Below are 21,386 nucleotides of genomic sequence, written 5' to 3'. Positions count from 1 at the left end.
ATGAAAAAAGCATATTATCCCATACTATTCCTCCTGCTCGCCCTCTGCTCCGCCTGCAACGACTGGCTCGACGTGAACCCCCGTTCGCAAATCAAGGGCGAAGAGCTCTACAAGAGTGAGGACGGCTTCAAGAAGGCGCTCAACGGCGTCTACATCAACATCGCCAAGGAAGGACTCTACGGACGGCAGACGACCATGTACTTCACCGACGCCCTCGCGCGGCTGTGGAAGGACCCGTCGCTCAACACCGACGTACTCTACGCCATCAACCGCTTCGACTACACCCACCAGAACGTGGAGCCGCTGGTCAGCTCCATCTTCCTGACCTACTACAACTCCATCGCCCAGCTTAACGACCTGCTGAAGAACCTCGACGAGCGGACCGACGTGACCTTCCGCTACAACAACGACAAGCTGCTCCGCGGCGAAGCGCTCGGACTGCGTGCCTTCCTGCACCTCGACGTGCTCCGCATGTTCGGTCCCATGCCGCAGACAGCTACCGACGGCACCCTTGCCGTCCCCTACGTGACGGAGATTACCAACGAGACCTCCAAGCTCGTGTCGAAGACGTGGGGCGAGGTCTTCACGCTCATGGAGAAGGACCTGCTCGACGCCAAGGCCCTCCTGGAGGAGTATGACCCCGTCGTGACCGCCACCATGCGCCAGCTGGAGGACACCTATTATATAGGTACGGAGGGCATGCCCGAGGACGAATGGCAGTACTTCCGCCACGGACGCTTCAACTACTACGCCGTGCTCGGCACCCTCGCCCGCATGTATCACTGGAAGGGCGACAAGGAGCAGGCTGCCGCCTATGCCCGTCAGGTCATCGAGTCGGAGAAGTTCCCCCTCGCCACCGAAGAGACCCTCTCGCAGAGCGGCTCCGACCTGGTGATGTATGACGAGCACCTCTTCGACATCGACAACCCCGACCTGCAGGACATCGTCGAACCGCTCTTCTCCACACAGACCGCCAGCCTCAACCAGGATGAAGGCGCCCTGGACGTGGCTTACGAGAGCGACGTGCACAACAGCGACATCCGCTACCGCAACCGCCGTTACTGGGAGACGGTGACCTACCAGCAGAGCGTCATCACCCACTTCCGCAAGTACACCGGCAACAACACCAACGCCAGCTCGAACCGCGTCCCCCTGTTACGCTCCGTGGAGATGTACTTCATCCTGATGGAGGATGCCCCCATCGCCGAGCTGCAGACATGGCTTGACCCCTACATCGTGGCACGCTCCCTCACCCGGACCGCCATCGAGGGCACGCTCACGACCGAGAGCGAGATCGTCGCCTTCCTCGAAAAGGAATACCGCAAGGAGTTCTACGGCGAGGGACAGCTCTTCTACTTCTACAAGCGTCACGGCTACACCGCCTACACCTGGCCCAGCTCCTACACGCTGCCCCAGAACGCACTCGTCGTACCCAAGCCCGACGGACTGACCGATTTCGAATAACCCCGACAAACGCACAACATCATGAAACAGATATACACTGCACTCGCCTGCCTGGCAGCCCTGCTGGGGTCCGCCACTGCCTGTACGGAAAATGAGATGGAGGTTTATCAGAACGACCCCGCCATCTACTTCAACCACGAAGATGCCGACAGCATCGCCTACTCGTTCTTCACACTCGACTCGCACATCCCCCGCGACACCGTCTGGGTGGAAGCCCTCACCATGGGCATGCCTTCCGACCAGAGCCGTCCCTTCAGCCTCGTACAGGCAAACAGCGGCGACGCCGATGCCGCACAGCCGGGCGTACACTACGTCCCCTTTGACGATGCAGAGGTGCGCGACTCCATCTGCATCAGCGCCGGGGAGGTGTCGCGCCTCATCCCCGTCATCCTCCTGCGCGACGAGTCGCTCAAGGCGGCGACCTACAAGCTCGTGCTTGCCGTACAGGGCAACGAGTACTTCCGTCCGGGCATCGACGCCTGGCGCACCTACACCGTGACCATCACCGATACCGCCATCAAGCCCACCATCTGGGACAGCTACTGGAGCTACTACCTCGGCACGTCATGGGGACCGGAGAAGTTGCGCTTCGCCATCGAGGCTACCGGCTACAAGGACTTCAACGAGCGTCCGCTCGACCCGGGACTGGGCAGCTGGATGTACACCGTCTGCTCCCAACAGCTGGAGGAGTACAACGCCGAACACCCCGACAACCCGCTGTGTGAGGCGGACGGCACCCCCGTATCCTTCGATTATTAACCTTCCGTAAACCAACCATTATGATACGTAAACCTCTTGCATACCTCACGATGCTGCTGGCGCTGGCAGGCACCGCATCCTGCATCGACGACAAAGGCAACTACACCTACATCCCTGCCGAAGAAATGTTCCCCGTCAACATCTCCGTCCCTGAAGCGGAGGAGAACGACAACTTCCTGCGCGGAGTCAAGGGCGACGCCTTCCATGTGGAAGCTCAAGTGAGCGGACTCGAAGGAGGCAGCGGCGCCTACAGCTTCCTCTGGTACGCCTTCCCCAACATCAGCGGCGTAACGACCGACGAACGGGTGGAGCTGGGCACCGAGCAGAACCTCGACCTGCCGAGCCTCACGCTCAAGTCGGGCGACTGGATTCTCTGTTTCCGCGTGACCGACAACGAGCTGGGTGTGTTCAAGGAGAGCCAGATCAACCTGACCGTCAGCTCCTCGTCCTTCAACCGCGGATGGTACATCATGAAGGCTAAGGACGATGTGGCGGACGTGGACTTCTTCCCCGACGCCTATCCGGCAGAAGGCTCCGAACCGACGCGCAACATGATTGCCCTGGCGGGCTGCACGCTCCACGGCAACCCCGTGGCAGTCGCCTGGCAGGAGTACAACTACTGCCACCCCGTGGTCGATGAGTACGGTACGACCAACATCGAACTGCTCGAGGCATGGCACTTCGTGACCGACCGCGACATGCTCGTGCTCCAGGGTGGAGGCGACATGATTCCGCTCAAGGACTACGACGAGCAGTTCTATACCCCGCCCACGAGCCACAACCCGCAGGCGTTCTTCTTCTTCGACACCTTCAACCACCAGTTCCTCATCGACGGCAACGAGCTCTACGGCGTACTGGGGACGGCATACAAGTATGTGGGCACGATGACGCCGAAGAGCATCGGCAAGTACACTCTCAAGCCGAGCGACCACTCCTACTACCCCGCCATCATCCCCTACGGATGGTCGGGCGACGTGGTCCTCTTCGACAACAACGGCAAGGGCTTCTACCGCTACATGCCCAACAGCACCTCGTCGAACGTCAACGCCCTGAGCGAATATGAGCTGGATGGCGAGACCATCGACCCGGGCAACATGAACGCCGACATCGTGAAGCTCTCCGGAAGCCTCAACTACGACGGGCAGACCTACATCCTCATGCACGAGCTGGACACCGACCGCTACCGCCTGGGCAAGATGCCCTACGGGACGAGCAACCTCTTCGAGTCCTACAACGAGGTGCCGGCGGGAAGCATGCTGCTCGACAGCGAGTTCATGGCGACTCCGGGCGTGGGAGACTTCGTCTACTTCACCCGCGGGAACGAGATTTACTACTACCGCGATGCGCCGGGACTGGACGAGCGCGAGTTCAAGCTCTTCGATGTGGCAGCCGACGAGCGCATCACCTACATGGTGTGCAACAGCGGCTGGAACGGAGGCAACTACCTCATCATCATGACGACCAAGGACGGTGCCTGGAACTGCTACTTCTACCTTATCCCGAACACCAACCAGCCTGAGGTGACGCTGCCTGCCGAGAAGGTCATGAGCGGCGAAGGCGTTGCCAGCCGACTGATGTACAAGGTCTGGTAAGACGGAAGCACGGACGCCCTCTCTCCCGGTGACGACCGCACCGGGAGACAACAAGAGGAGGCACGGACACACAGAGCGAATCTCTTTACGCTGTGTATCCGTGCCTCCTCTTTTTATCGGGAGTCCCGCGGGATGTCACTTCCGGTGGTCCACCGTGCGACCCTCCTGCACGAGCTGTTCCGTGGCTTGCAGCATGGAGAAGCAGTAGTCCTTCAGCCGGCGGTAGGGGTCGGACATCTCCACGGCGACGGGTGTGCCTGCCGACGTGTCATAGCAGAACTCCTGCCCGACGGTGGGGTTGAAGACATACAGGTGGGAGCTGTCGCGTGCCGCCACGGTGTTGTCGGCGGTGTAGAACATCGCCGGGCGGCGTTCCCGCGTCAGGTCGACGCCGAAGTTGTTCTGCGTGTAGCCGATGCCGAGCATTCCCAGGAGCGTCGGTGCCACATCGACCTGTCCGGCGAAGTCGGTGCGCTCCTCGGGGGTGATGCCCCGTCCGTAGATAATCAGCGGGATGTGGTTGTACGATTGCGGCAGCTCGCAGTCGGCGGTGCCCACCATCTTGCCGTGGTCGCCCAGGAAGACGAAGAGCGTGTTGTCGAACCAGGGCTCGCGCGACGCCGCCTCCATGAAGTCATGCACGCAGCGGTCCGCGTACTCCACAATCTGCTGTTCGGGCGTACTGCTCTTCGGACGGAAGTCGGGCGGGAGGATGTAGGGCGGATGGTTGCTGATGGTCAGCAGGGTGGCGAAGAAGGGCTTGCCCGTGGCGGCGTGACGGTTGAGCACCTGCAGGGCATAGGTGAAGAGGTAGTCGTCCTGCACGCCCCAGCTGCTGACCAGCTTGTCGGCAGGATAGTTCTCCTGCGAGTAGATTTCCTCGTAGCCGTTGGTACGGAAGAAGGCGTTCATGTTGTCGTACTGCGACTCGTGCGTCATGAAGAACATCGTGTCGTAGCCGTTGTCACGCAGGACGGTGGGCAGACCCGAATAGGTGGGGATGACCGAGCCTTTCATCGCGTTGCGCTTCATCACCGACGGGAAGGAATAGAGCGTGGCATACAGTCCGTGGTTCGTGTGGTTGCCGGCGGAGTAAAAGTTGGCGAACGAGAGCGAATGACGGTAGAGGCTGTCGAGGCAGGGCGTCAGCTGCGCCTCCTGGCCGAAGCGTTGCATCAGGCTGGCGGACATCGACTCCATGAGCACCAGCACCACGTTGCGGCGCGACGGCACCGAGTCGGGCTGTACGACCCGGGCAAGGGGAGAGATGCCCTCGATGCCCGTCCGCCCGAGGTAGGCGCAGGCACGGTGTACGGCCTCCTCGCCGTCCATGAGGTGCAGCGTCCGGTTCTCCGCACGCAGGTCGTCGACCACGCTCGCCATGAGGTTGAACGTCGGGTTCAGACCCATCTGGTTGAGCACGGGGTTCAGGCAGAAGTAGGCTGCACTCACCTTGATGGGGTTATAGCCCATGCGTCCGCGGATGCCGAAGAGGCACAGTCCGATGAGACAGGCCGAGACCAGCAGGATGCCGCCGCGCTGCCCCCAGGGGATGTGCGCCTCGGACAGGTGACGCCGTAGCAGCTTCAGGTAACGGCTCGTCAGGAACCAGAACAGGAAGAGCGCCGCCGCGAAGTAGAACAGGTAGACATAGTAGGAGCTTTCGCCCAGGACCATCGAGGCAGTGGTCGTCCCGTACTCGAACCAGTTGAAGATGGACGAGTTGAGCACCTTCGTGAAGTAGAGGAAGTAGGGGATGTTGGCGGCAGCCGACAGGAAGAGGATGCCGTAGAACACCGTGAAGAAGGTCTGGATGAAGCGGAAGAGCCACTTGCCGTAATAGTCGCACAGGGCAGCGATGCACAGCACCGCCAGCGGGAGGATGAGCACGTAGCAAGCGATCACATTGTCAAACCAGAGCCCGCGCACGAAGGCGGTCAGCGTCAGCGTCGCATCTTCACGAAGCTCGGCGGGCACCTGCGGACGGACGTCTATCCAGAACAACACGCGGAACATCGTGAGCAGCACGAGTCCCGTCACGTGCACCGCGAGCAGGTAGGCAAACGACTGGAGGAATCTTTTCATTGTTTTAAGTTTATGATGGTTGGGGTTTATGGTTATCCGGACGTACGGGGCTGACGGGACACACGGCGCCTGTTGCCACCGGGTCACCGCCTCTCCCTTGCCGGCGCCGCAAAAGTAGCACAAAAAAGCGGGAAACAAGGCATGTTACAAAGACATTAAGACTTATCTTTGCCCCTGTCAACAAAACCATCCCAAGCATGAAAGCAACTTATGACTACCTGATCGTGGGAGCCGGACTCTTCGGCGCCGTCTTCGCCCACGAAGCCACCCGCCGGGGCAAGCGTTGCCTGGTCATCGACAAGCGGCAGCACACAGGCGGGAACATCTATTGCAAAGAGGTCAATGGCATCCAGGTGCACTACTACGGCGCACACATCTTCCACACCGACAACCGCCGCGTGTGGGACTACGTGAACCGGCTCGTGGAGTTCAACCGCTTCACCAACTCGCCCCTGGCGTCCTACGGCGGCAAGCTCTACAACCTGCCGTTCAACATGAACACCTTCTACCAGCTCTGGGGCGTCCGTACCCCCGCCGAGGCACGGGCACGCATCGAGGAGGAACGGGCACGCTATGCCCACATCGGCGAGCCTGCCAACCTGGAGGAGCAGGCGCTCAAGCTCGGCGGACGCGACATCTACGAACGCCTCATCAAGGGCTATACCGAGAAGCAGTGGGGACGTGCCGCCACCGAACTGCCGGCCTTCATCATCCGCCGTCTGCCCTTCCGCTTCACCTTTGACAACAACTACTTCAACGACCGCTACCAGGGCATCCCCGAGGGTGGGTACAACCGCCTCATCGACGCCCTGCTCGAAGGCAGCGAGGTGCGCCTGGGAACCGACTACTTCGCCCACCGCGAAGAGCTGGACCGGCTGGCGGACACCACCCTCTTCACCGGCTGCATCGACGAGTACTTCGAGTACTGCTTCGGACGGCTGGAGTACCGCAGCCTGCGCTTCGACCACCGGGTGCTCGAAGACACCGACAACTTCCAGGGCAACGCCGTGGTCAACTACACCGAGCGCGAGGTCCCCTACACACGCATCATCGAGCACAAGCATTTCGCCTTCGGCACACAGCCGTCGACCGTCATCACCTATGAGTATCCGGACGACTTCGCCCCCGGCAAGGAGCCTTACTACCCCGTGAACGACGCCCGCAACTCGGCGCTGTATGAACGCTACCGCACACTGGCGGACAACTGCGTGGACGTGCTATTCGGCGGACGGCTGGCGCAATACACCTACGCCGACATGGACGACACCATCGAGGCAGCCCTGCAGCTCGTCGACCGCGAACTGGACCGGAAGTGACGACGGACCCGGAACGAGAACCAAGCATCGACGAACCATGAGGGAACTGATACGCTTCGGTCTGGTGGGCGCACTGGCAACGGCGCTCCACTATGGCATCTACTACGTGTTGTGGCGATTCGCACACGCCAATGAGAGCATAGCCTACACCGTGGGCTATGCCCTCAGCTTCGTTGCCAACTTCTACCTGACGGCGTACTTCACCTTCCGCTCGCGCCCCTCGTGGAAGCGTGCCGGCGGTTTCGGCGGAGCCCATCTGGTCAACTTCCTGCTCCACATCAGCCTGCTCAACCTCTTCCTCTGGCTGGGCGTACCGGAGGCATGGGCGCCCGCTCCTGTCTTTGCCATCGCCATCCCCGTCAACTTCCTCCTCGTCCGCTGGGTCTTCAGGAAGAAACGGACCGACTGACGGCGTCCTGCCCCTTGTCCGCCATCCTTTTACGCTTTATTAACAAAACTACAAGGTTACAAGCGAAGTTTATTTTCCATACTTTTGCAGCCGGAATGGAGTATAATGCTCCACGTATCATGAACTGCAAGAGACAGAACAAACCTACAATCATACAGTCAATAAATCCCTTAGGCAATCCCGCACCCGAGTCCGCGAGCCCCTCTGAAGGCTCGCAACGCAGCAGGCAGTGGCCTGCCGCACCGAAAACCCGTCCGCTGAGCTCCGTCAGCAGGGGCACACGGACACTCCCCGACCCGGGCATTCCTCACACCGCATTCTAACACACTTACGACAATGAAGAAACGTACGTTGCTCACGGCATCGCTCGCGCTGATGCTGTGTCCGCCGTTGGCGTATGCCCAGACAGACGCCCGGCACCCCCTGACTCTCGAACAACTCTTTACGCTCGCCGACCGCAACAGCAAGTCGCTGCGCCCTGCCGTCACCGGTGTCGCCGAAGCCGGACAAGCCGTCGAGGCGGCGCAACGGGCACGCCTGCCGGACATCAACGCGTCCCTCTCCGGGAGCTTTCTCGGCAACGGATGCCTCATCGACCGCGACCTGGGCAGTGGGATGAAAGCGTCCATGCCCCACTGGGGCAACAACTTCGCCCTCGAGGTGACTCAGGTCATCTATGCCGGAGGGGCGCTCGACGGCGCAGTCGCCCTCAGCCGGCTCCAGGCGGAAAGTGCACGGCAGACGCTCGCCGCCGACCGCAACAAGGTCCGCTTCCTCGCCCTGGGCTACTACCTCGACCTCTTCAAGCAGCAGAACCTGCTGCAGGTCTACGACCGTCACATCGAACTGACACAGCGGACGCTCCGTGACATGCGGGCACGCAGCGCGCAGGGCATCATGCTCAAGAACGACGTGACGCGCTATGAACTGCTGCTCGCCCAGCTGGAACTGACGCGCACGCAGCTCCGCAACACCCTCGGCATCCTCAACCACGACCTGGTCACCACGCTCGGACTGCCCGACGGGACGGTCGTCGCCCCCGACACGACCCTGCTGCAACGTTCGCTCCCCACGGACGACCGTACCTGCTGGCTGGAACGCGCGCAGACGCAGTCCCCCACCCTCCGGCAGCTCGACCTTGCCACCGCCATGAGCCGCACACAGGAGAAGCTCGTCCGCTCCTCCCTCCGTCCGCAGGTCGCCCTCGTGGCAGCCGAACACTTCGACGGTCCCATCACCATCGAGGTCCCGCCCATCGACAAGAACTTCAATTACTGGTATGTCGGGCTGGGCGTGAAGTACAATCTGTCGGCCCTGTTCAAAACCCCTAAGTCTCTTCGCCGTCAGCAACTTGCCACCCGCCGAAACCAGGAGATTGCCGAGGATGCACGCGAACAGACCTCCCTTGTCATACACGCGGGGTACACCCGTTACCGCGAGGCGTACGAACAGCTGCGCACCCGGGAGAAGAGCGTCGAACTGGCGCGGCAGAACTACGACGTCATCGCCCATCGCTACGCCAACGAGCTGGCACTCGTCACCGACCTGCTCGATGCCGCCAACGCGCGCCTGTCTGCCGAGGTGGAACTCGCGAACGCGCGCATCGACATCGTCTACCAGTACTACAAACTGCATTACCTCGCCGGAACACTCCAAGACAATTAACACTCACTCACTATGGAACGAAAGAACAAGAAAATCCTCATCAACACCGTCATCATCCTCGTGCTCCTCGCGGGCTTCACCTGGGTCGTCTCCCGCTTCGTCCGTCTCGGACGGGTGGAATACACCGACAACGCCCAGGTGCGCCGCCTCATCGTCCCCGTCAACAGCCGCGTGCAGGGGTTCATCCGTGAAGTACGCTTCGAGGAGTACCAGCATGTGCACAAGGGAGACACCCTGCTCATCATCGAAGACACCGAGTACCGCCTCCGTCTCGCCCAGGCGGAAGCCGACCGCCTGAGCACGCTCGCCGGAAGGAGCGCCATGGGCACGACCATCACCACCACGGGCAACGACCTCTCCGTCTCCGATGCCGGCATCGAGGAAGTGCACGTCCGCCTGCTCAACGCCGAGAAGGACTACCACCGCTACCGCACCCTGCTCGAACAGGAAGCCGTCACCCCGCAGCAGTTCGACAACGTGCGCACCAACTACGAAGCCCTCAAGGCAAACTACGAACGCCTCCTGCGGCAACGCCGGTCGACCGCCCTCGTCCGTCAGCAACAGACCCAGCGGCTGGACCAGAACGACGCTGCCGTGGCGGTCGCCGAGGCTGCCCTCGACCTGGCACGCCTCAACCTCTCCTACACCGTCATCACCGCCCCCTGCGACGGGGTCACCTCGCGCCGTACCGTGCAGGAGGGACAGCTCGTGCAGCCCGGTCAGGTGCTCCTCTCCGTGGTGGACGACAACGACGTCTGGGTGATAGCCAACTACCGGGAGACGCAGACCGCCCACCTTGCCGAGGGCATGAAGGTCCGCATCAGCGTCGACGCCATCCCCGGCGTGACCTACGAGGGGCGCGTGCAGGCGCTCTCCCAGGCGACCGGCGCCCAGTACTCCCTCATCCCGCAGGACAACTCCGCGGGCAACTTCGTCAAGGTGGAGCAGCGCGTCCCCGTCAAAATCGTGTTCACGGACGCGAACCGTGCCGCCGACCTGCAACGGTTGCGCTCGGGGCTGAATGTCGAATGCGAAACAGCCTACTAGCCCATGAGCCGTCTTGACGAACTCCTGCGCCAGCTCCCTGCCTTCAAGGAGTGGGTGCCCATGCACGTGCGTACATGGTCGTTCTACGCGTTCATCCTCGTCTTCCAGCTCTCGGGCGGCATCTACCTGTCCGCCCTGCCCGACATGGAGGGCGAGACCGCCCTGATGCAGGAGGACCTGCTCATGGCGGGGCTGTCCTCCTTCCTGGGCATCTCCATGGTCTTCCCCCTCCTCTTCCGGCTGAAGTTCCGGCTGACGTCGCGCTTCATCCTGCAAGTGACGAGTGCGGGGCTCGTCGCCTGCAACCTCGTCACGATGTACTGCCGCAGCGTCCCGCTGCTCGTGGTGACCTGCTTCATCGCCGGGATGCTCCGCATGTGGGGGACCTTCGAGTGCTTCTCCACCATCCAGCTGCGCATCACGCCCACGCGCAACTTCGCCGTCTTCTTCCCCGTGGTCTATGCCACCGTCTTCGGGTGCATCCAGGTGTCGGGCTACCTCACCACGTGGCTCGCCTACCACTACCACTGGCAGTACATGCAGCTCGTCATCATCGCCCTGCTGCTGGGCGTCTTCGGCTGTACGAGGCTGCTCCTGCGCCCCTTCCACATGGGCAAGCCCATGCCGCTGTACGGCATCGACTGGCTCGGCGCCCTGCTGTGGAGCACGGGACTGGGGCTCCTCATCTTCGTGGCGAACTACGGCGACTACTACGACTGGTTCCACTCGCCCCTGCTCTGTGCGGCGCTGGCGGCAGGCATCGGCTGCGTGGCGTTGAACATCGGACGGATGCACCACATCCGCCACCCCTACATCGACCCGCAGGTCTACCGTTACCCGAAGGTCGTCCCCATCATCCTGCTCTTCGCCGCCCTCTGCCTGCTCAGCTCCACGGCGACGGTGCTCCAGGGGGTCTTTACGGGAGTGATACTCGGCTATGACAGTCTGACGGCGGCACGCCTCAACCTGCCCTCGCTGCTCGGCACGCTCGCCGGAGCCGCCTTCACGCTCTACGCACTGACGCGGCTTTACCTGACGTACAAGCAGCTGACCGTCCTGGGCTTCGTCTGCGTGCTGGCGTACCAGGTGGAGTGCTACTTCCTCATTTCGCCCGAGACCGTCCTCGGTCAGCTTTACCTCCCCGTCTTCGTGCGCAACTTCGGGAACGTCATCCTCTACATCGCCCTGACGACCTACCTGCAGCAGCTGGTGCCCTTCGTCTTCTTCTTCCAGGCGCTCGGCGCCGTGGGCTTCATCCGCGAGGGCATCGGTTCGCCGATAGCCAACGCCCTCACCGCCCGTCTGTTCAAGGTGGTACAGCAGTCCAACGCCTTCACGCTCAGCACGTCGCTCGACGGTCTGGACGTCCGCAGCTCCTCGCTCCCCCTGCCGGAGCTCTTCGGCGAGCTGCAACGCCAGTCCCTGCTGGTCTCGCTGAAGGAGGTCTACGGCTACGCCGTCCTGCTGGGCATCCTGTTCCTGCTCCTGGTGCTCGCCATGCGCTACCGGCACATCGTCCGCTTCGTGCGCATGCCGCCGGTGGAGGTGTTCAAACGGTTGCTGGAAATCCGGCACACGGGAGAGCGGGTCAATTGACAATTGATAATTGACAATTGACAATTGCCCTGCGGCATGGGAGATGTGCCCACAAGGCAGCGAATGTAGGGGCGACATAACAGAATTGACAATGGACAATGGACAATTGACAATTGATTTTTCCCCATTTGTCAAAACGACACCGTTTCCCGGATATTAACATTACATTTTCCTGATTTGACGTTTTCAGGTAACGCGCATTTCTACAAAATCGTCCCAAATAGAAAGAGGCGCGTTAAATATTTTAAGATATATCCGTCAGAACGCATCAGAATAAACCTATATTCACACAATTATACCGTTTCTAACACAAAAAGACCGTCCGTCGCACCCATCATCGCGGTCGAAAGCACCGGTGATTGGCTTCGTACGGACGAACGACTACCACCGTACCGACGTGTCCGCACCGTCGTACCGACGCGTCCGTACGAAAACAGGCACCTGTTCCCATTTTTTAGAGCCCGAAGGGGCACGATTCCGAAGGTGTGAAATCGCGTCCGTCCGTGTAAAAAGACCGACGGAAAGAAACAGATAAAAAGAAAAAGGGAACAGGAGGAAAAGAAACCGACGGAAATACCGACAACATGCAAAACACAAATCGCCCGAGAATGCCTTCTTTGCTCACGAACTCGTAGTTGGATGCAAGGAAGCCCCTTCTCGGGAGATTCGTTTGACATTCTGACAAATTGACACAACCGCCACATTCCATGAACAAAACATTTCAAGGAATGTAGGGGCGACCGGTCTGGTCGCCCGGTCCAACATATTCAATTGACAATTGACAATGGACAATGGACAATTATCGCCTTGCAGTCACATCCCCCACGCCGCAAGGTAATTGTCAATTGTCCATTGTCCATTGTCAATTGATTTATTTCCGCCCGAAGTCCGCCGGGACCTCGCCCCAGCGTTCGGTCTCCCATTTCAGGATGGGCGTAGCGTAGGTATGGGTGTGCAGCCAGCGTTCGGCACGCTCGATGAGGGCGAAGAGCGGTTCGGTCTGCGGGGTGCGCTCCAGCTTGGTCTTGCACTTCTTCTGACGGACCCAGCTGATGGCCGTACGGCTGTCGGAGTACACGGGCATGGAGAGGTGCTTCTGGTCGAGCAACGCCAGGGCGTGGACAATGGCAAGGAACTCGCCGATGTTGTTCGTCCCCTGCATGGGGCCGAAGTGGAAAATCTCCTGACGGGTGCGGAGATACACGCCGCGGTACTCCATCGGACCGGGATTGCCGCTGCATGCCGCGTCGACCGCCAGTGCCTCGGTCTGCACTTCCGCCCCCCAGGACGGCTGCGCGGCGGATGCCTGCCGGGCGGCTGCCCCACGACCTACGTAGTGATAAGGGGAGGACGCGTAGGCACGCTCTGCCTCCTCGCGACTCTCGAACGACTTGTAGACGGCTCCCTCGTAGCCTTTTATCTGTGCCTGGCATTCGCTCCAGGAAGTGTAGATGCCCGGGGTGACGCCGTTCCAGACGACATAATATTTCTGTTTTGCCATACGCTGGGTGTTGTTTGGCTGCAAAAGTACAAAGAAATGGGGGAACCGGCAGCAAAGCGACGGAACTTCCGCTACTTCCGCCCCGCCTCGCCGCAAAAGAATCCGGACAGAAAAGTTCGATAATACGGACAAAAGCGTACGATTGTTTTAAAAGAAATACATATATTTGCAAAAACTGTTACAGCGTATGGATACGCTTCGTCCTTGACCTTGTCTATACTCCTGGAGAACTGAACCTTTATTAACTCACACTTATGACAAACTGGAAACTTTTCGCATGCGCCCTCCTGACCGGTGCATGTTGCGGCACGGCGTTGACCGCACGAGGAGGCTCTCTCCCATCGGGCCATGTGTATGCAGCTTCGGTGCAACAAGCTGCACGGACCCTCACCGGAACTGTCACCGACAGTCATGGTGAACCTCTCCCGGGTGTCTCGGTCTCCGTCAAGGGGACGACCCTGGGAACCATCACCGACATCGACGGAAAATACACGCTGAAAGTGCACGAAGGGGCGGAACTGGTGTTCTCCTTCGTCGGCATGCAGACTCAGACGGTACGCTTCAAGGGCGAGCCTTCCCTCAACATCATCCTGCGCGACGACAACGTGGCACTCGATGACGTCGTGGTCATCGGCTACGGCAGCAAGAACCGCAAGAGCCTGACCAGCTCCATCTCCTCCGTGAAGAAGGAGGACATCGAGCGCATGGCGCCCGTCTCGACCAACGTGCAGGACCTCATCGGAGGCGGCATGCTGAAGGGTGTACTTGCCACGCAGAACAGCGGCGAGCCGGGGTCGTCCATCAGCATCAACGTCCGCGGTGTGACCTCGCCCTATCCCAACATGCAGACGGGCACGAACAACAACGCACCGCTCTACGTCATCGACGGCGTGCCCCTCTTTGTGGAAGCGACCAGTCTGAACCCGCTCATGAACCTCTCGCCGAACGACATCGAGAGCATCGACGTGCTGAAGGACGCGTCCGCCACTGCCATCTACGGCTCGCGCGGAGCCAACGGCGTCATCATCGTCACGACCAAGGACGGACGCAAGGACGAGAAGCCTGTGGTGGAGGTAGGGTACAGCATCGCCGTGGCGAACCCCGTGAAGGAGTTCACGCCCCTCACCACCGAGGAGTTCCTCCACTACACCGACCAGAACCTGCGGAATGCCGCCATCGCCTACAACAACTTCGAAGGCTACTCCGTGATGTTCACCCCGTACATGCCGTCGATGGCGCTCTTCAGCTTCGACGAGTACGGACAGGTGGTCTACGAGGGGCTGGACATGACACGGTTCAACCCCGACGTGCAGACCGACTGGGTCCGCGAGGTGAAGAACCGGAATGCCCTGACACACCAGTACAATGCCTCCGTGCGCGGCGGCTCCCAACGCACGAACTACTCCCTCTCGCTGAACGGCAGCAACGAGGAGGGACTCTACAGGAACGACAGCATGGAGACCTACGGCGGACGCATCGCGCTGAACACCGACCTGAGCGACCGCGTGAAGCTGGGCGGCGTGATGAACTACTCGGAGACGAAGCGCCGCAGCACGAGCGACGGACTGGGCACGGCGAGCGCCGAGGCGAAGCCCTGGCTGGTGCGCCCCGACATAGCGGTCTATGACGAGCTGGGCGAGCTGAACCGCATCGACACGGGTCTCTCCGCCTACGGCATGGACGGCGTGGAGCTTACGCCCTCACCCGTCGGACTGCTCGAGCGACAGACGCGTCACACGAGCAACCAGTTCCTCGGCAACCTTTTCGCTGAAATCGAACTGTTCCGTGGACTGAAGTTCCGCACGGACTTCAGCATGACCCACTACACCTTCCAGACCTCCTACTACACCCCCGTGGAGGCGTCCGTCGACATGCGCGGACTGGGCATGCCGCTCGAAGCCATGCTGTCGACCTCCGACAGCGAGTACCGGACGACGTCGCTCAACTTCCGCCTGGACTACAGCCTCAACCTGCAGAAGCACCTCTTCGGCGCCATGCTGGGCTATGGGGCAGAACGGTCGAAGAACGCCTCGGAGACACTCGCCTACCAGGGCTTCCCCACACTGAACAATATCGACGCTGCCCGCGAGGTCATCAGCAAGAGCCAGACGACGACCCGGAGCGGACTCAACTCGGTGTACGGACGTGTGAACTACTCCTACGACGCGAAATACCTGGCGGAACTGAGCATGCGTGCCGACGCTTCGTCAAAGTTCGGCCCGGGCAACCAGTGGGGCTACTTCCCGGCGCTCTCGCTCGGCTGGCTCATCAGCGAAGAGGACTTCATCCGCGACAAGGACACCGTCAGCAACCTGAAGCTGCGCCTGAGCCTCGGACAGACCGGCTCGACCAACGTCGCCGACTTCGTCTACCGCCAGTACTACATCAACGGTCCGCTCTATGGCGGACAGAACAGCACCGTGCTCAACGGCACGCTGCCCAACCGTAACATCGGGTGGGAGAAGACCAGCGAGGTGAACGTGGGCGTGGACTTCAGCTTCTTCAACGACCGGCTCTACGGAAGCCTGGACGCCTACTACCGGTATACCGACGGGGCACTGGCACCGTCGCCCCACATCCTGGAGCCGGGCATGGCGAACTACTGGAGCAACATCGTCGACATGAGCAACCGCGGCGTGGAGTTCTCCATCGGGGCGGACGTGGTGCGCGGGAAGGCTTTCAGTTGGAGCACGATGCTCAACCTCTCGCACAACCACAACCGCATCGAGTCGCTCAACGACGCCCTCATCAGCACCTACATGCAGGACTACTTCGTCGTCGGCGAGCCGATGGGCGTGACCCGGGGCTACGTGGTGGACCATATCATCCAGAGCCGGGAGGAGATTGATGCGCTGAACGCCACCGCCCAGCAGCTCTACGGGCGCAACTACATGGACAACACCGGCGTCGGGGACTACCTGCTGAAGGACCTCGACGGCAACGGTATCTTCGATGCGACGTACGACAAGACGGTCATCGCCAATCCCGAGCCCGCCATCTTCGGCGGCTGGCAGAACACGTTCTCCTACAAGAACTGGTCGCTCTCCATGCTCATGCAGTTCTCCCAGGGAGGCACTGCGGTCTATAACGACCTGCTCATGGAGGTCACGCAGCCCTACGCGGGCAAGAGCGTCAGCCGCGAGCTGTACGGGAACTTCTGGACGCCCGAGAACACCGATGCACGCTATGCGCGCATGGGCGACGGCATCTACAACTACAACTCCACGCTCAACGACCGCTATGTGTTCAGCACCTCCTACCTGCGCATGAAGAACATCACGCTCGCCTACGAGCTGCCCCGGAGCGTCGCCCAACGCCTGCACCTCGGCAGCGCATCGGTCTACGCCGTGGCGACGAACCTCTTCACCGTGACCGACTGGCCCGGCATCGACCCGGAGTCGGCAGGTACGGGCACGACCGCCGGCACCAACTACGACTCCTACCCGCTCTCGAAGACCTTCTCGGTAGGTGTCAAGCTATCCTTCTAACCACACGCTAATAAGATAAGGTATATGACTACGCATAGAAACATCCTGCTCACCCTCCTGGTGAGCCTCACACTCTCGTCGTGCAACCTGCTGGGTCCGGTCGATGACATCCAACCCGACTTCGTCCTGACCGACGACGATGTGATCACTGACAGCAACTCTGCCGAGTACCTGCTCAACGGCATCTACAGCCGCTACCGCGAAAGATCCCTCGCATCCATGCGCAACGGCATGTTCATCCTGACGGGCACGCTCAACAACACGACCGTCGCCGAGGGCGCAACGAACTTCCGCGAGAACAACCTCCGTCCGCAGAACAACACCGTGCTCAACTACTATACGGGCCTCTACGCCATCATCAACCAGTCCAACTCGCTCATCGCGAACCTGCGCGACGCCCATCCGAAGGGACTGACCGAGGCACGCAAGGGCGAAATCCTGGGTGAAGCCTACTTCCACAAGGCGTTTGCCGAGTTCATGCTGCTGCGCTCCTTCGGCGAGTTCTGGGACCGCTCGTCCGACTACGGCGTGGTGCTCTACAACGAACCGGCACGCGGCAACGACGAGGCCAAACGGCGCGCTCCGGTCGAGGAGTGCTACACGCAAATCCTGTCCGACCTCGACGAGGCGGCTGCCGCCCCGGCATACGACGGACGCGCCTACCGGGTGAACGGCGTCACCGTGCAGATGCTCCGCGCACGTGTGCTGCTCTACATGGGACGGTTCGCCGACGCTGCCGCCACCGCCCGGACTGCCATCGCCGACGCCACCGCCGGAGGTGCCTCGCTGGAGACCGACTACCTGACGGTCTTTGCCCAGGGCTTCAGCTCCCCGGAGACCCTCTTCGCCCCCTACGTGTCCTATCCGCTGGAGACGATGGGCACCATCCTGACCACCGATGTGAACCTGGGCTACGGGACGACCGTCAGCCGGATAGCCGACGAGCTGGCAGGCACGACGGGCGACGAACTGTATGACGCCCGCTACACCGCCGCCTTCCAGCCAATGAGCCTGAGGAAGTATGTGCTCAACAACGCCACGACGGGCGACAACAACACCTACTACTTCATGCGTCTGCCCGAACTGTACCTCATCCTGGCGGAAGCCGAGGCGCGCGAGGGCAACTACCCGCAGGCACGCGCGGCCCTGCAGCCTGTTGCCACCCGCGCCGGCTACGCGGAGGACTATACGGACGGCATCGCCGACGGCGACCTGCTGCTCACCATCTTCCGCCACAAGTACATGGAGCTGAGCGCGGAGAACTACGAGGAGTGGTACGACATGGTGCGCTACTACCGGCTCGACGGCACTGACTTCACAGCCACCGGACTGGGATACACGCAGTCGATGCAGCATCTCGTCCTGCCCATTCCCACACAGGCACTCAGCGGCAACAGCCTGCTGGTGCAGAACCCGACCTATGAAATATCCAACCATTAAATGATAACCTTATGAAGAAACTGACTCTTTTGGCAGCCGTCGCCCTCCTGGCAGGCTGCCAGCCCGGCGCCGGTCCGGGCTATACGCTCGACGGCGTACTCACCGGCGGCGAAGCATCCACCGGCATGGCATACCTGCAACGGCAAATGCCCGACGGACAGATGGTGTCGACCGACAGTGCCACCATCACGGACGGCAAGTTCAGCCTGAAGGGGCACGTGGACCGTCCGCAGATGTACACCCTCCGCATCGACCTGCGTACGGACCCGACGGAGAGCGTCCAGGGCAAGGTGTTCGCCTCGAACTTCTACCTGGAGAACTCGCCCATCACCTTCGAAGGCAACCTGAAGACGCTGCCCGGAGTGTTCTACGACCCCGAGCGTCCGCTGGAGGCGCCCGTCATCAAGGGCTCTGCCACGGAGGACTTCTACGCCCGCTTCCGGGCGGACATCAAGCCCGCCAGCGACAGCCTGGCTGTCATTGACCGACGCTACTGGGAGGAGTACACCGCCCCGATGATGAACGACAAGGAGCACAAGCACGACTACACCGAGGTGGGGGTAGCACTCGTGAAGGAGGAGGCACGGTGGCGCAAGGAGCTTCAGGAGAAGACCCTGGCGTTCATCCGCGAGAACCCCTCGTCGGTCGTGGCTTTCGACCAGCTGGTGGCGCTCTTCTCCGACTTCACCGTGAACTATTCCGGCAAGCAGATTGACGAGATGCGCAGCTGGGTGGCAGATGCCTGGACAGGCACTCCCCAACTGGCGGCACTCGACTCCATCGTGAGCCGCATCAAGCCGGTCGCACTGGGTGAGAAGTATGCCGACATCGACGTACAGACGCCCGACGGCAAAACCGTGAAGCTGTCGAGCCTCATCCCCGAGGGCAAGTATGTGATGCTGGAGTTCTGGGCAAGCTGGTGCGGACCGTGCCGCGCGGAGATTCCCCACCTGGTGCGGGTGCACGAGAAGTACAAGGACTTCAACATCGTCAGCGTCTCGGTCGACGAGAAGGAGGCTGACTGGCAGAAAGCCATGAAGGAAGAGCGGATGACGTGGACACAGGCACGCATCACCGGCGGCATCATGGGCGAGGAGGTGAAGAAGTTCAACATCACGGGCATCCCCATGTGCATGGTGCTCGACGGTGAGGGACGCTTCTACCGCACGAACACCCGGGGTGCCTACCTCGACGCCTTCCTGATGGAGCTCTACGGCAAGTGACGACCGGCACCGTCATGACGGCATGACGGGACACGGACAGAGGCACGAAGACACAGCGTATGCCCGCCCCACGGAGGGGTGACGGACGGTTGCTGTGGCTTCGTGCCTCTGCGTTTATCCGGTGCGGGGCGCGCTCAAGCGTCCGCGGAGAGTCGTGCCAGGTAGTTGTAGTGCTCGCCCTCCCGGACACATTCGGCACGGAAGCCGCATTGGGAGGCATAGAGCGAGAGGGTGTCAAAGTCGATGTAAAGCCAGTCGAAGGGTTCGCCCTTGACCTGCCGGTACTGCATGAGGAAGTCCACCTGACCGTAGTAGTCGCCTGCCAGGTCAATGAGCATCCCTCCGTCCTCATCCTCGAAGAGGTAGCTCAGGTCACTGGAGTCCATCAGGATGCATCCGCCGGGACGCAGGAGCTGCTTCATGCGGTCGAAGAAGGCGGGCATCTCCTCGATGCGTCCGATGATGCCCGAACCGTTCATCAGCATCAGGATGGTGTCGAACGTCCCAAGCGGTTCGTTGCCGAAGAGGTTGGCGAGGCGGACGTCCCTCACGCCGCGTTCGCGCATGACCTCCACCGAGAGGGGCGAGATGTCTATGGCACACACGTCCTTCCCCATCGCCTGCAGGGCGAGCGAGTGGCATCCGCTACCGGCGCCGACGTCGAGGATGCGTCCCTGTGCCATGCGCAGGGCGGTCTGCTCCAGCGGAGGCATCGTGTCGAAGGTACGGAACAATTCTTTCACGGGCATCTCGTCCTCGTCAAAGCGGGACGAAAAGACACGCAGCGGCTGTGCCTTCCCGCGGCGGTGGAAGTCGGCAATGGCGGCTCCCATCGGGTCTTTCTCCGGAGTCAGTGTATCGGTTCGCATAGGCTTACGCTTTTTCCTGCATCCGCTTCTCCCACTCGGCGCGCGTGCGCTTCCACCGGTTGTGCGACCACAGCCAGTATTGGGGGGCGCGGCATATCATCTGTTCGAGGTGTTGCATGTAGAGGTCGGTCACCTCGTATTCCTTGACCTGACCGATGTCGTCGACCATGCGGTAGAGGTGGCAGTGGTAGTGCCCCCGACGAGGACGGGTGACGTCGGCGAAGTAGATGAGCGCGTCCATCTGACGCCCTATCTTCTCCGTCCCTATGAATACGGGTGTGTCCTGATGGAGGAAGGGGGTAAAGTGGTGGATGCTGTTCCACTTGGGCGACTGGTCGGAGATGAAGCCGATGACGTGCTTCCCTCCTTGACGGCGCATCTCGATGATGCGGCGCAGGGTCTCCTTCATGGCGATGCAGCGTGCACCATACTGGCTGCGGAGCTTGAGGAACAGTTGGTCGAAAGCTTTGTTGTAGAGCGGGTGGTAGATTTGTCCGCAGGAGACGTCACCGGGGAACCAGTAAGGCATCGAGGCAATCCACTCCCAGTTGCAGTAGTGTCCCAGGTAGATGAACGTGAACGACTTCCCCTCGCGCTCCATGTCGCGGATAATGTCTTCGGTTCCGCTGAACGTCATGCGACGGCGCATCTGCTCCTCCGACATGGAGAACTGCTTGAGCGTCTCCACCACATAGTCGCAGAAGAAAGCGTAGAACTGCTTCTCGATGCGGACAATCTCCGCGGTGCTCTTCTCGGGAAACGATGCGGTGAGGTTCTTCCGCACCACGCCGCGCCGGTAGCGCACCACATGGTACAGGGGGAAGTAGAGCAGGTCCGACAGGAGGTAGAGTACCCGCAACGGCAGCAACGAGAGGGCGTACCAGAGAGCGAATACCAGGTAATAGACGAGTTTCATAGGCGTGTCGTTTAAG

Annotated in this window: 15 protein-coding genes; 11 read left to right on the top strand and 4 right to left on the bottom strand. The window is 61.0% G+C overall.

Features of this window, described 5'->3' with window-relative positions; all coding sequences use genetic code 11:
* The 3 genes from C8275_RS03630 to C8275_RS03620 are packed head-to-tail and all read left to right on the top strand — an operon-like array spanning nucleotide 1 to nucleotide 3,815.
* Nucleotides 1-1,464, top strand: a complete 1,464-nt coding sequence (locus C8275_RS03630; RefSeq protein ID WP_106484136.1) for a RagB/SusD family nutrient uptake outer membrane protein — start codon at nucleotides 1-3, stop codon at nucleotides 1,462-1,464.
* Between the two features lie 21 nt (nucleotides 1,465-1,485).
* A complete protein-coding gene (locus tag C8275_RS03625) occupies nucleotides 1,486-2,223 on the top strand; it encodes a DUF4843 domain-containing protein (protein ID WP_022384181.1) in 738 nt (245 codons plus the stop codon).
* 20 nt (nucleotides 2,224-2,243) lie between these two features.
* A complete protein-coding gene (locus tag C8275_RS03620; RefSeq protein WP_106484135.1) occupies nucleotides 2,244-3,815 on the top strand; it encodes a PKD-like family lipoprotein in 1,572 nt (523 codons plus the stop codon).
* A 135-nt stretch (nucleotides 3,816-3,950) separates the two neighbouring features.
* Here the strand turns inward: C8275_RS03620 and C8275_RS03615 are convergent, their stop codons facing one another.
* Nucleotides 3,951-5,900, bottom strand: coding sequence for an LTA synthase family protein (locus tag C8275_RS03615; protein ID WP_106484134.1), 1,950 nt, complete (start codon nucleotides 5,898-5,900; stop codon nucleotides 3,951-3,953).
* A gap of 197 nt (nucleotides 5,901-6,097) precedes the next feature.
* Here C8275_RS03615 and glf point away from each other — a divergent pair, with 197 nt between their 5' ends.
* The 5 genes from glf to C8275_RS03590 all read left to right on the top strand — a co-directional run bounded on the left by glf (nucleotide 6,098) and on the right by C8275_RS03590 (nucleotide 11,933).
* A complete protein-coding gene (gene glf / locus C8275_RS03610) occupies nucleotides 6,098-7,216 on the top strand; it encodes a UDP-galactopyranose mutase (RefSeq protein ID WP_106484133.1) in 1,119 nt (372 codons plus the stop codon).
* 37 nt (nucleotides 7,217-7,253) lie between these two features.
* Nucleotides 7,254-7,625, top strand: a complete 372-nt coding sequence (locus tag C8275_RS03605; RefSeq protein ID WP_106484132.1) for a GtrA family protein — start codon at nucleotides 7,254-7,256, stop codon at nucleotides 7,623-7,625.
* Between the two features lie 336 nt (nucleotides 7,626-7,961).
* Nucleotides 7,962-9,290, top strand: a complete 1,329-nt coding sequence (locus C8275_RS03600) for a TolC family protein (protein WP_106484131.1) — start codon at nucleotides 7,962-7,964, stop codon at nucleotides 9,288-9,290.
* Between the two features lie 12 nt (nucleotides 9,291-9,302).
* Complete coding sequence (locus tag C8275_RS03595) at nucleotides 9,303-10,337, top strand: HlyD family secretion protein (protein ID WP_106484130.1); 1,035 nt, start codon at nucleotides 9,303-9,305, stop codon at nucleotides 10,335-10,337.
* A gap of 3 nt (nucleotides 10,338-10,340) precedes the next feature.
* Nucleotides 10,341-11,933 (top strand): hypothetical protein, encoded by a 1,593-nt coding sequence (locus tag C8275_RS03590; protein ID WP_106484129.1) that lies wholly within the window; start codon nucleotides 10,341-10,343, stop codon nucleotides 11,931-11,933.
* 871 nt (nucleotides 11,934-12,804) lie between these two features.
* Here the strand turns inward: C8275_RS03590 and C8275_RS03585 are convergent.
* Entirely contained in the window at nucleotides 12,805-13,434 is a 630-nt protein-coding gene (locus tag C8275_RS03585; RefSeq protein WP_106484128.1) for a viroplasmin family protein, read from the bottom strand.
* 254 nt (nucleotides 13,435-13,688) lie between these two features.
* On the opposite strand from C8275_RS03585, the gene C8275_RS03580 reads away from it, so the two are divergent.
* From C8275_RS03580 to C8275_RS03570, 3 genes are read left to right on the top strand one after another with little or no spacing between them, the layout of a single operon-like run.
* The gene (locus tag C8275_RS03580) at nucleotides 13,689-16,922 is read left to right on the top strand and encodes a TonB-dependent receptor (protein ID WP_106484127.1); all 3,234 of its coding nucleotides are present in this window, start codon (nucleotides 13,689-13,691) and stop codon (nucleotides 16,920-16,922) included.
* 24 nt (nucleotides 16,923-16,946) lie between these two features.
* Complete coding sequence (locus C8275_RS03575) at nucleotides 16,947-18,362, top strand: RagB/SusD family nutrient uptake outer membrane protein (protein ID WP_106484126.1); 1,416 nt, start codon at nucleotides 16,947-16,949, stop codon at nucleotides 18,360-18,362.
* Nucleotides 18,363-18,373: 11 nt separating this feature from the next.
* The gene (locus tag C8275_RS03570; protein WP_106484125.1) at nucleotides 18,374-19,585 is read left to right on the top strand and encodes a thioredoxin-like domain-containing protein; all 1,212 of its coding nucleotides are present in this window, start codon (nucleotides 18,374-18,376) and stop codon (nucleotides 19,583-19,585) included.
* Nucleotides 19,586-19,719: 134 nt separating this feature from the next.
* Here C8275_RS03570 and C8275_RS03565 read toward each other — a convergent pair whose 3' ends face one another.
* Nucleotides 19,720-20,454 (bottom strand): bifunctional 2-polyprenyl-6-hydroxyphenol methylase/3-demethylubiquinol 3-O-methyltransferase UbiG, encoded by a 735-nt coding sequence (locus C8275_RS03565; RefSeq protein WP_106484124.1) that lies wholly within the window; start codon nucleotides 20,452-20,454, stop codon nucleotides 19,720-19,722.
* Between the two features lie 4 nt (nucleotides 20,455-20,458).
* Nucleotides 20,459-21,370 (bottom strand): lysophospholipid acyltransferase family protein, encoded by a 912-nt coding sequence (locus C8275_RS03560; protein ID WP_106484123.1) that lies wholly within the window; start codon nucleotides 21,368-21,370, stop codon nucleotides 20,459-20,461.
* Between the last annotated feature and the right edge of the window lie 16 nt (nucleotides 21,371-21,386).

Source organism: Bacteroides sp. Marseille-P3684 (assembly GCF_900291465.1).
Classification (GTDB): Bacteria; Bacteroidota; Bacteroidia; order Bacteroidales; family Bacteroidaceae; genus Phocaeicola_A.
This window is presented reverse-complemented; position numbering and strand designations above follow the sequence as displayed.

Coding starts and splice junctions, on each gene's coding strand:
- C8275_RS03630 (WP_106484136.1), top strand. CDS start 1: ATGAAAAAAGCATATTATCCCATACTATTCCTCCTGCTCGCCCTCTGC.
- C8275_RS03625 (WP_022384181.1), top strand. CDS start 1,486: ATGAAACAGATATACACTGCACTCGCCTGCCTGGCAGCCCTGCTGGGG.
- C8275_RS03620 (WP_106484135.1), top strand. CDS start 2,244: ATGATACGTAAACCTCTTGCATACCTCACGATGCTGCTGGCGCTGGCA.
- C8275_RS03615 (WP_106484134.1), bottom strand. CDS start 5,900: ATGAAAAGATTCCTCCAGTCGTTTGCCTACCTGCTCGCGGTGCACGTG.
- glf (WP_106484133.1), top strand. CDS start 6,098: ATGAAAGCAACTTATGACTACCTGATCGTGGGAGCCGGACTCTTCGGC.
- C8275_RS03605 (WP_106484132.1), top strand. CDS start 7,254: ATGAGGGAACTGATACGCTTCGGTCTGGTGGGCGCACTGGCAACGGCG.
- C8275_RS03600 (WP_106484131.1), top strand. CDS start 7,962: ATGAAGAAACGTACGTTGCTCACGGCATCGCTCGCGCTGATGCTGTGT.
- C8275_RS03595 (WP_106484130.1), top strand. CDS start 9,303: ATGGAACGAAAGAACAAGAAAATCCTCATCAACACCGTCATCATCCTC.
- C8275_RS03590 (WP_106484129.1), top strand. CDS start 10,341: ATGAGCCGTCTTGACGAACTCCTGCGCCAGCTCCCTGCCTTCAAGGAG.
- C8275_RS03585 (WP_106484128.1), bottom strand. CDS start 13,434: ATGGCAAAACAGAAATATTATGTCGTCTGGAACGGCGTCACCCCGGGC.
- C8275_RS03580 (WP_106484127.1), top strand. CDS start 13,689: ATGACAAACTGGAAACTTTTCGCATGCGCCCTCCTGACCGGTGCATGT.
- C8275_RS03575 (WP_106484126.1), top strand. CDS start 16,947: ATGACTACGCATAGAAACATCCTGCTCACCCTCCTGGTGAGCCTCACA.
- C8275_RS03570 (WP_106484125.1), top strand. CDS start 18,374: ATGAAGAAACTGACTCTTTTGGCAGCCGTCGCCCTCCTGGCAGGCTGC.
- C8275_RS03565 (WP_106484124.1), bottom strand. CDS start 20,454: ATGCGAACCGATACACTGACTCCGGAGAAAGACCCGATGGGAGCCGCC.
- C8275_RS03560 (WP_106484123.1), bottom strand. CDS start 21,370: ATGAAACTCGTCTATTACCTGGTATTCGCTCTCTGGTACGCCCTCTCG.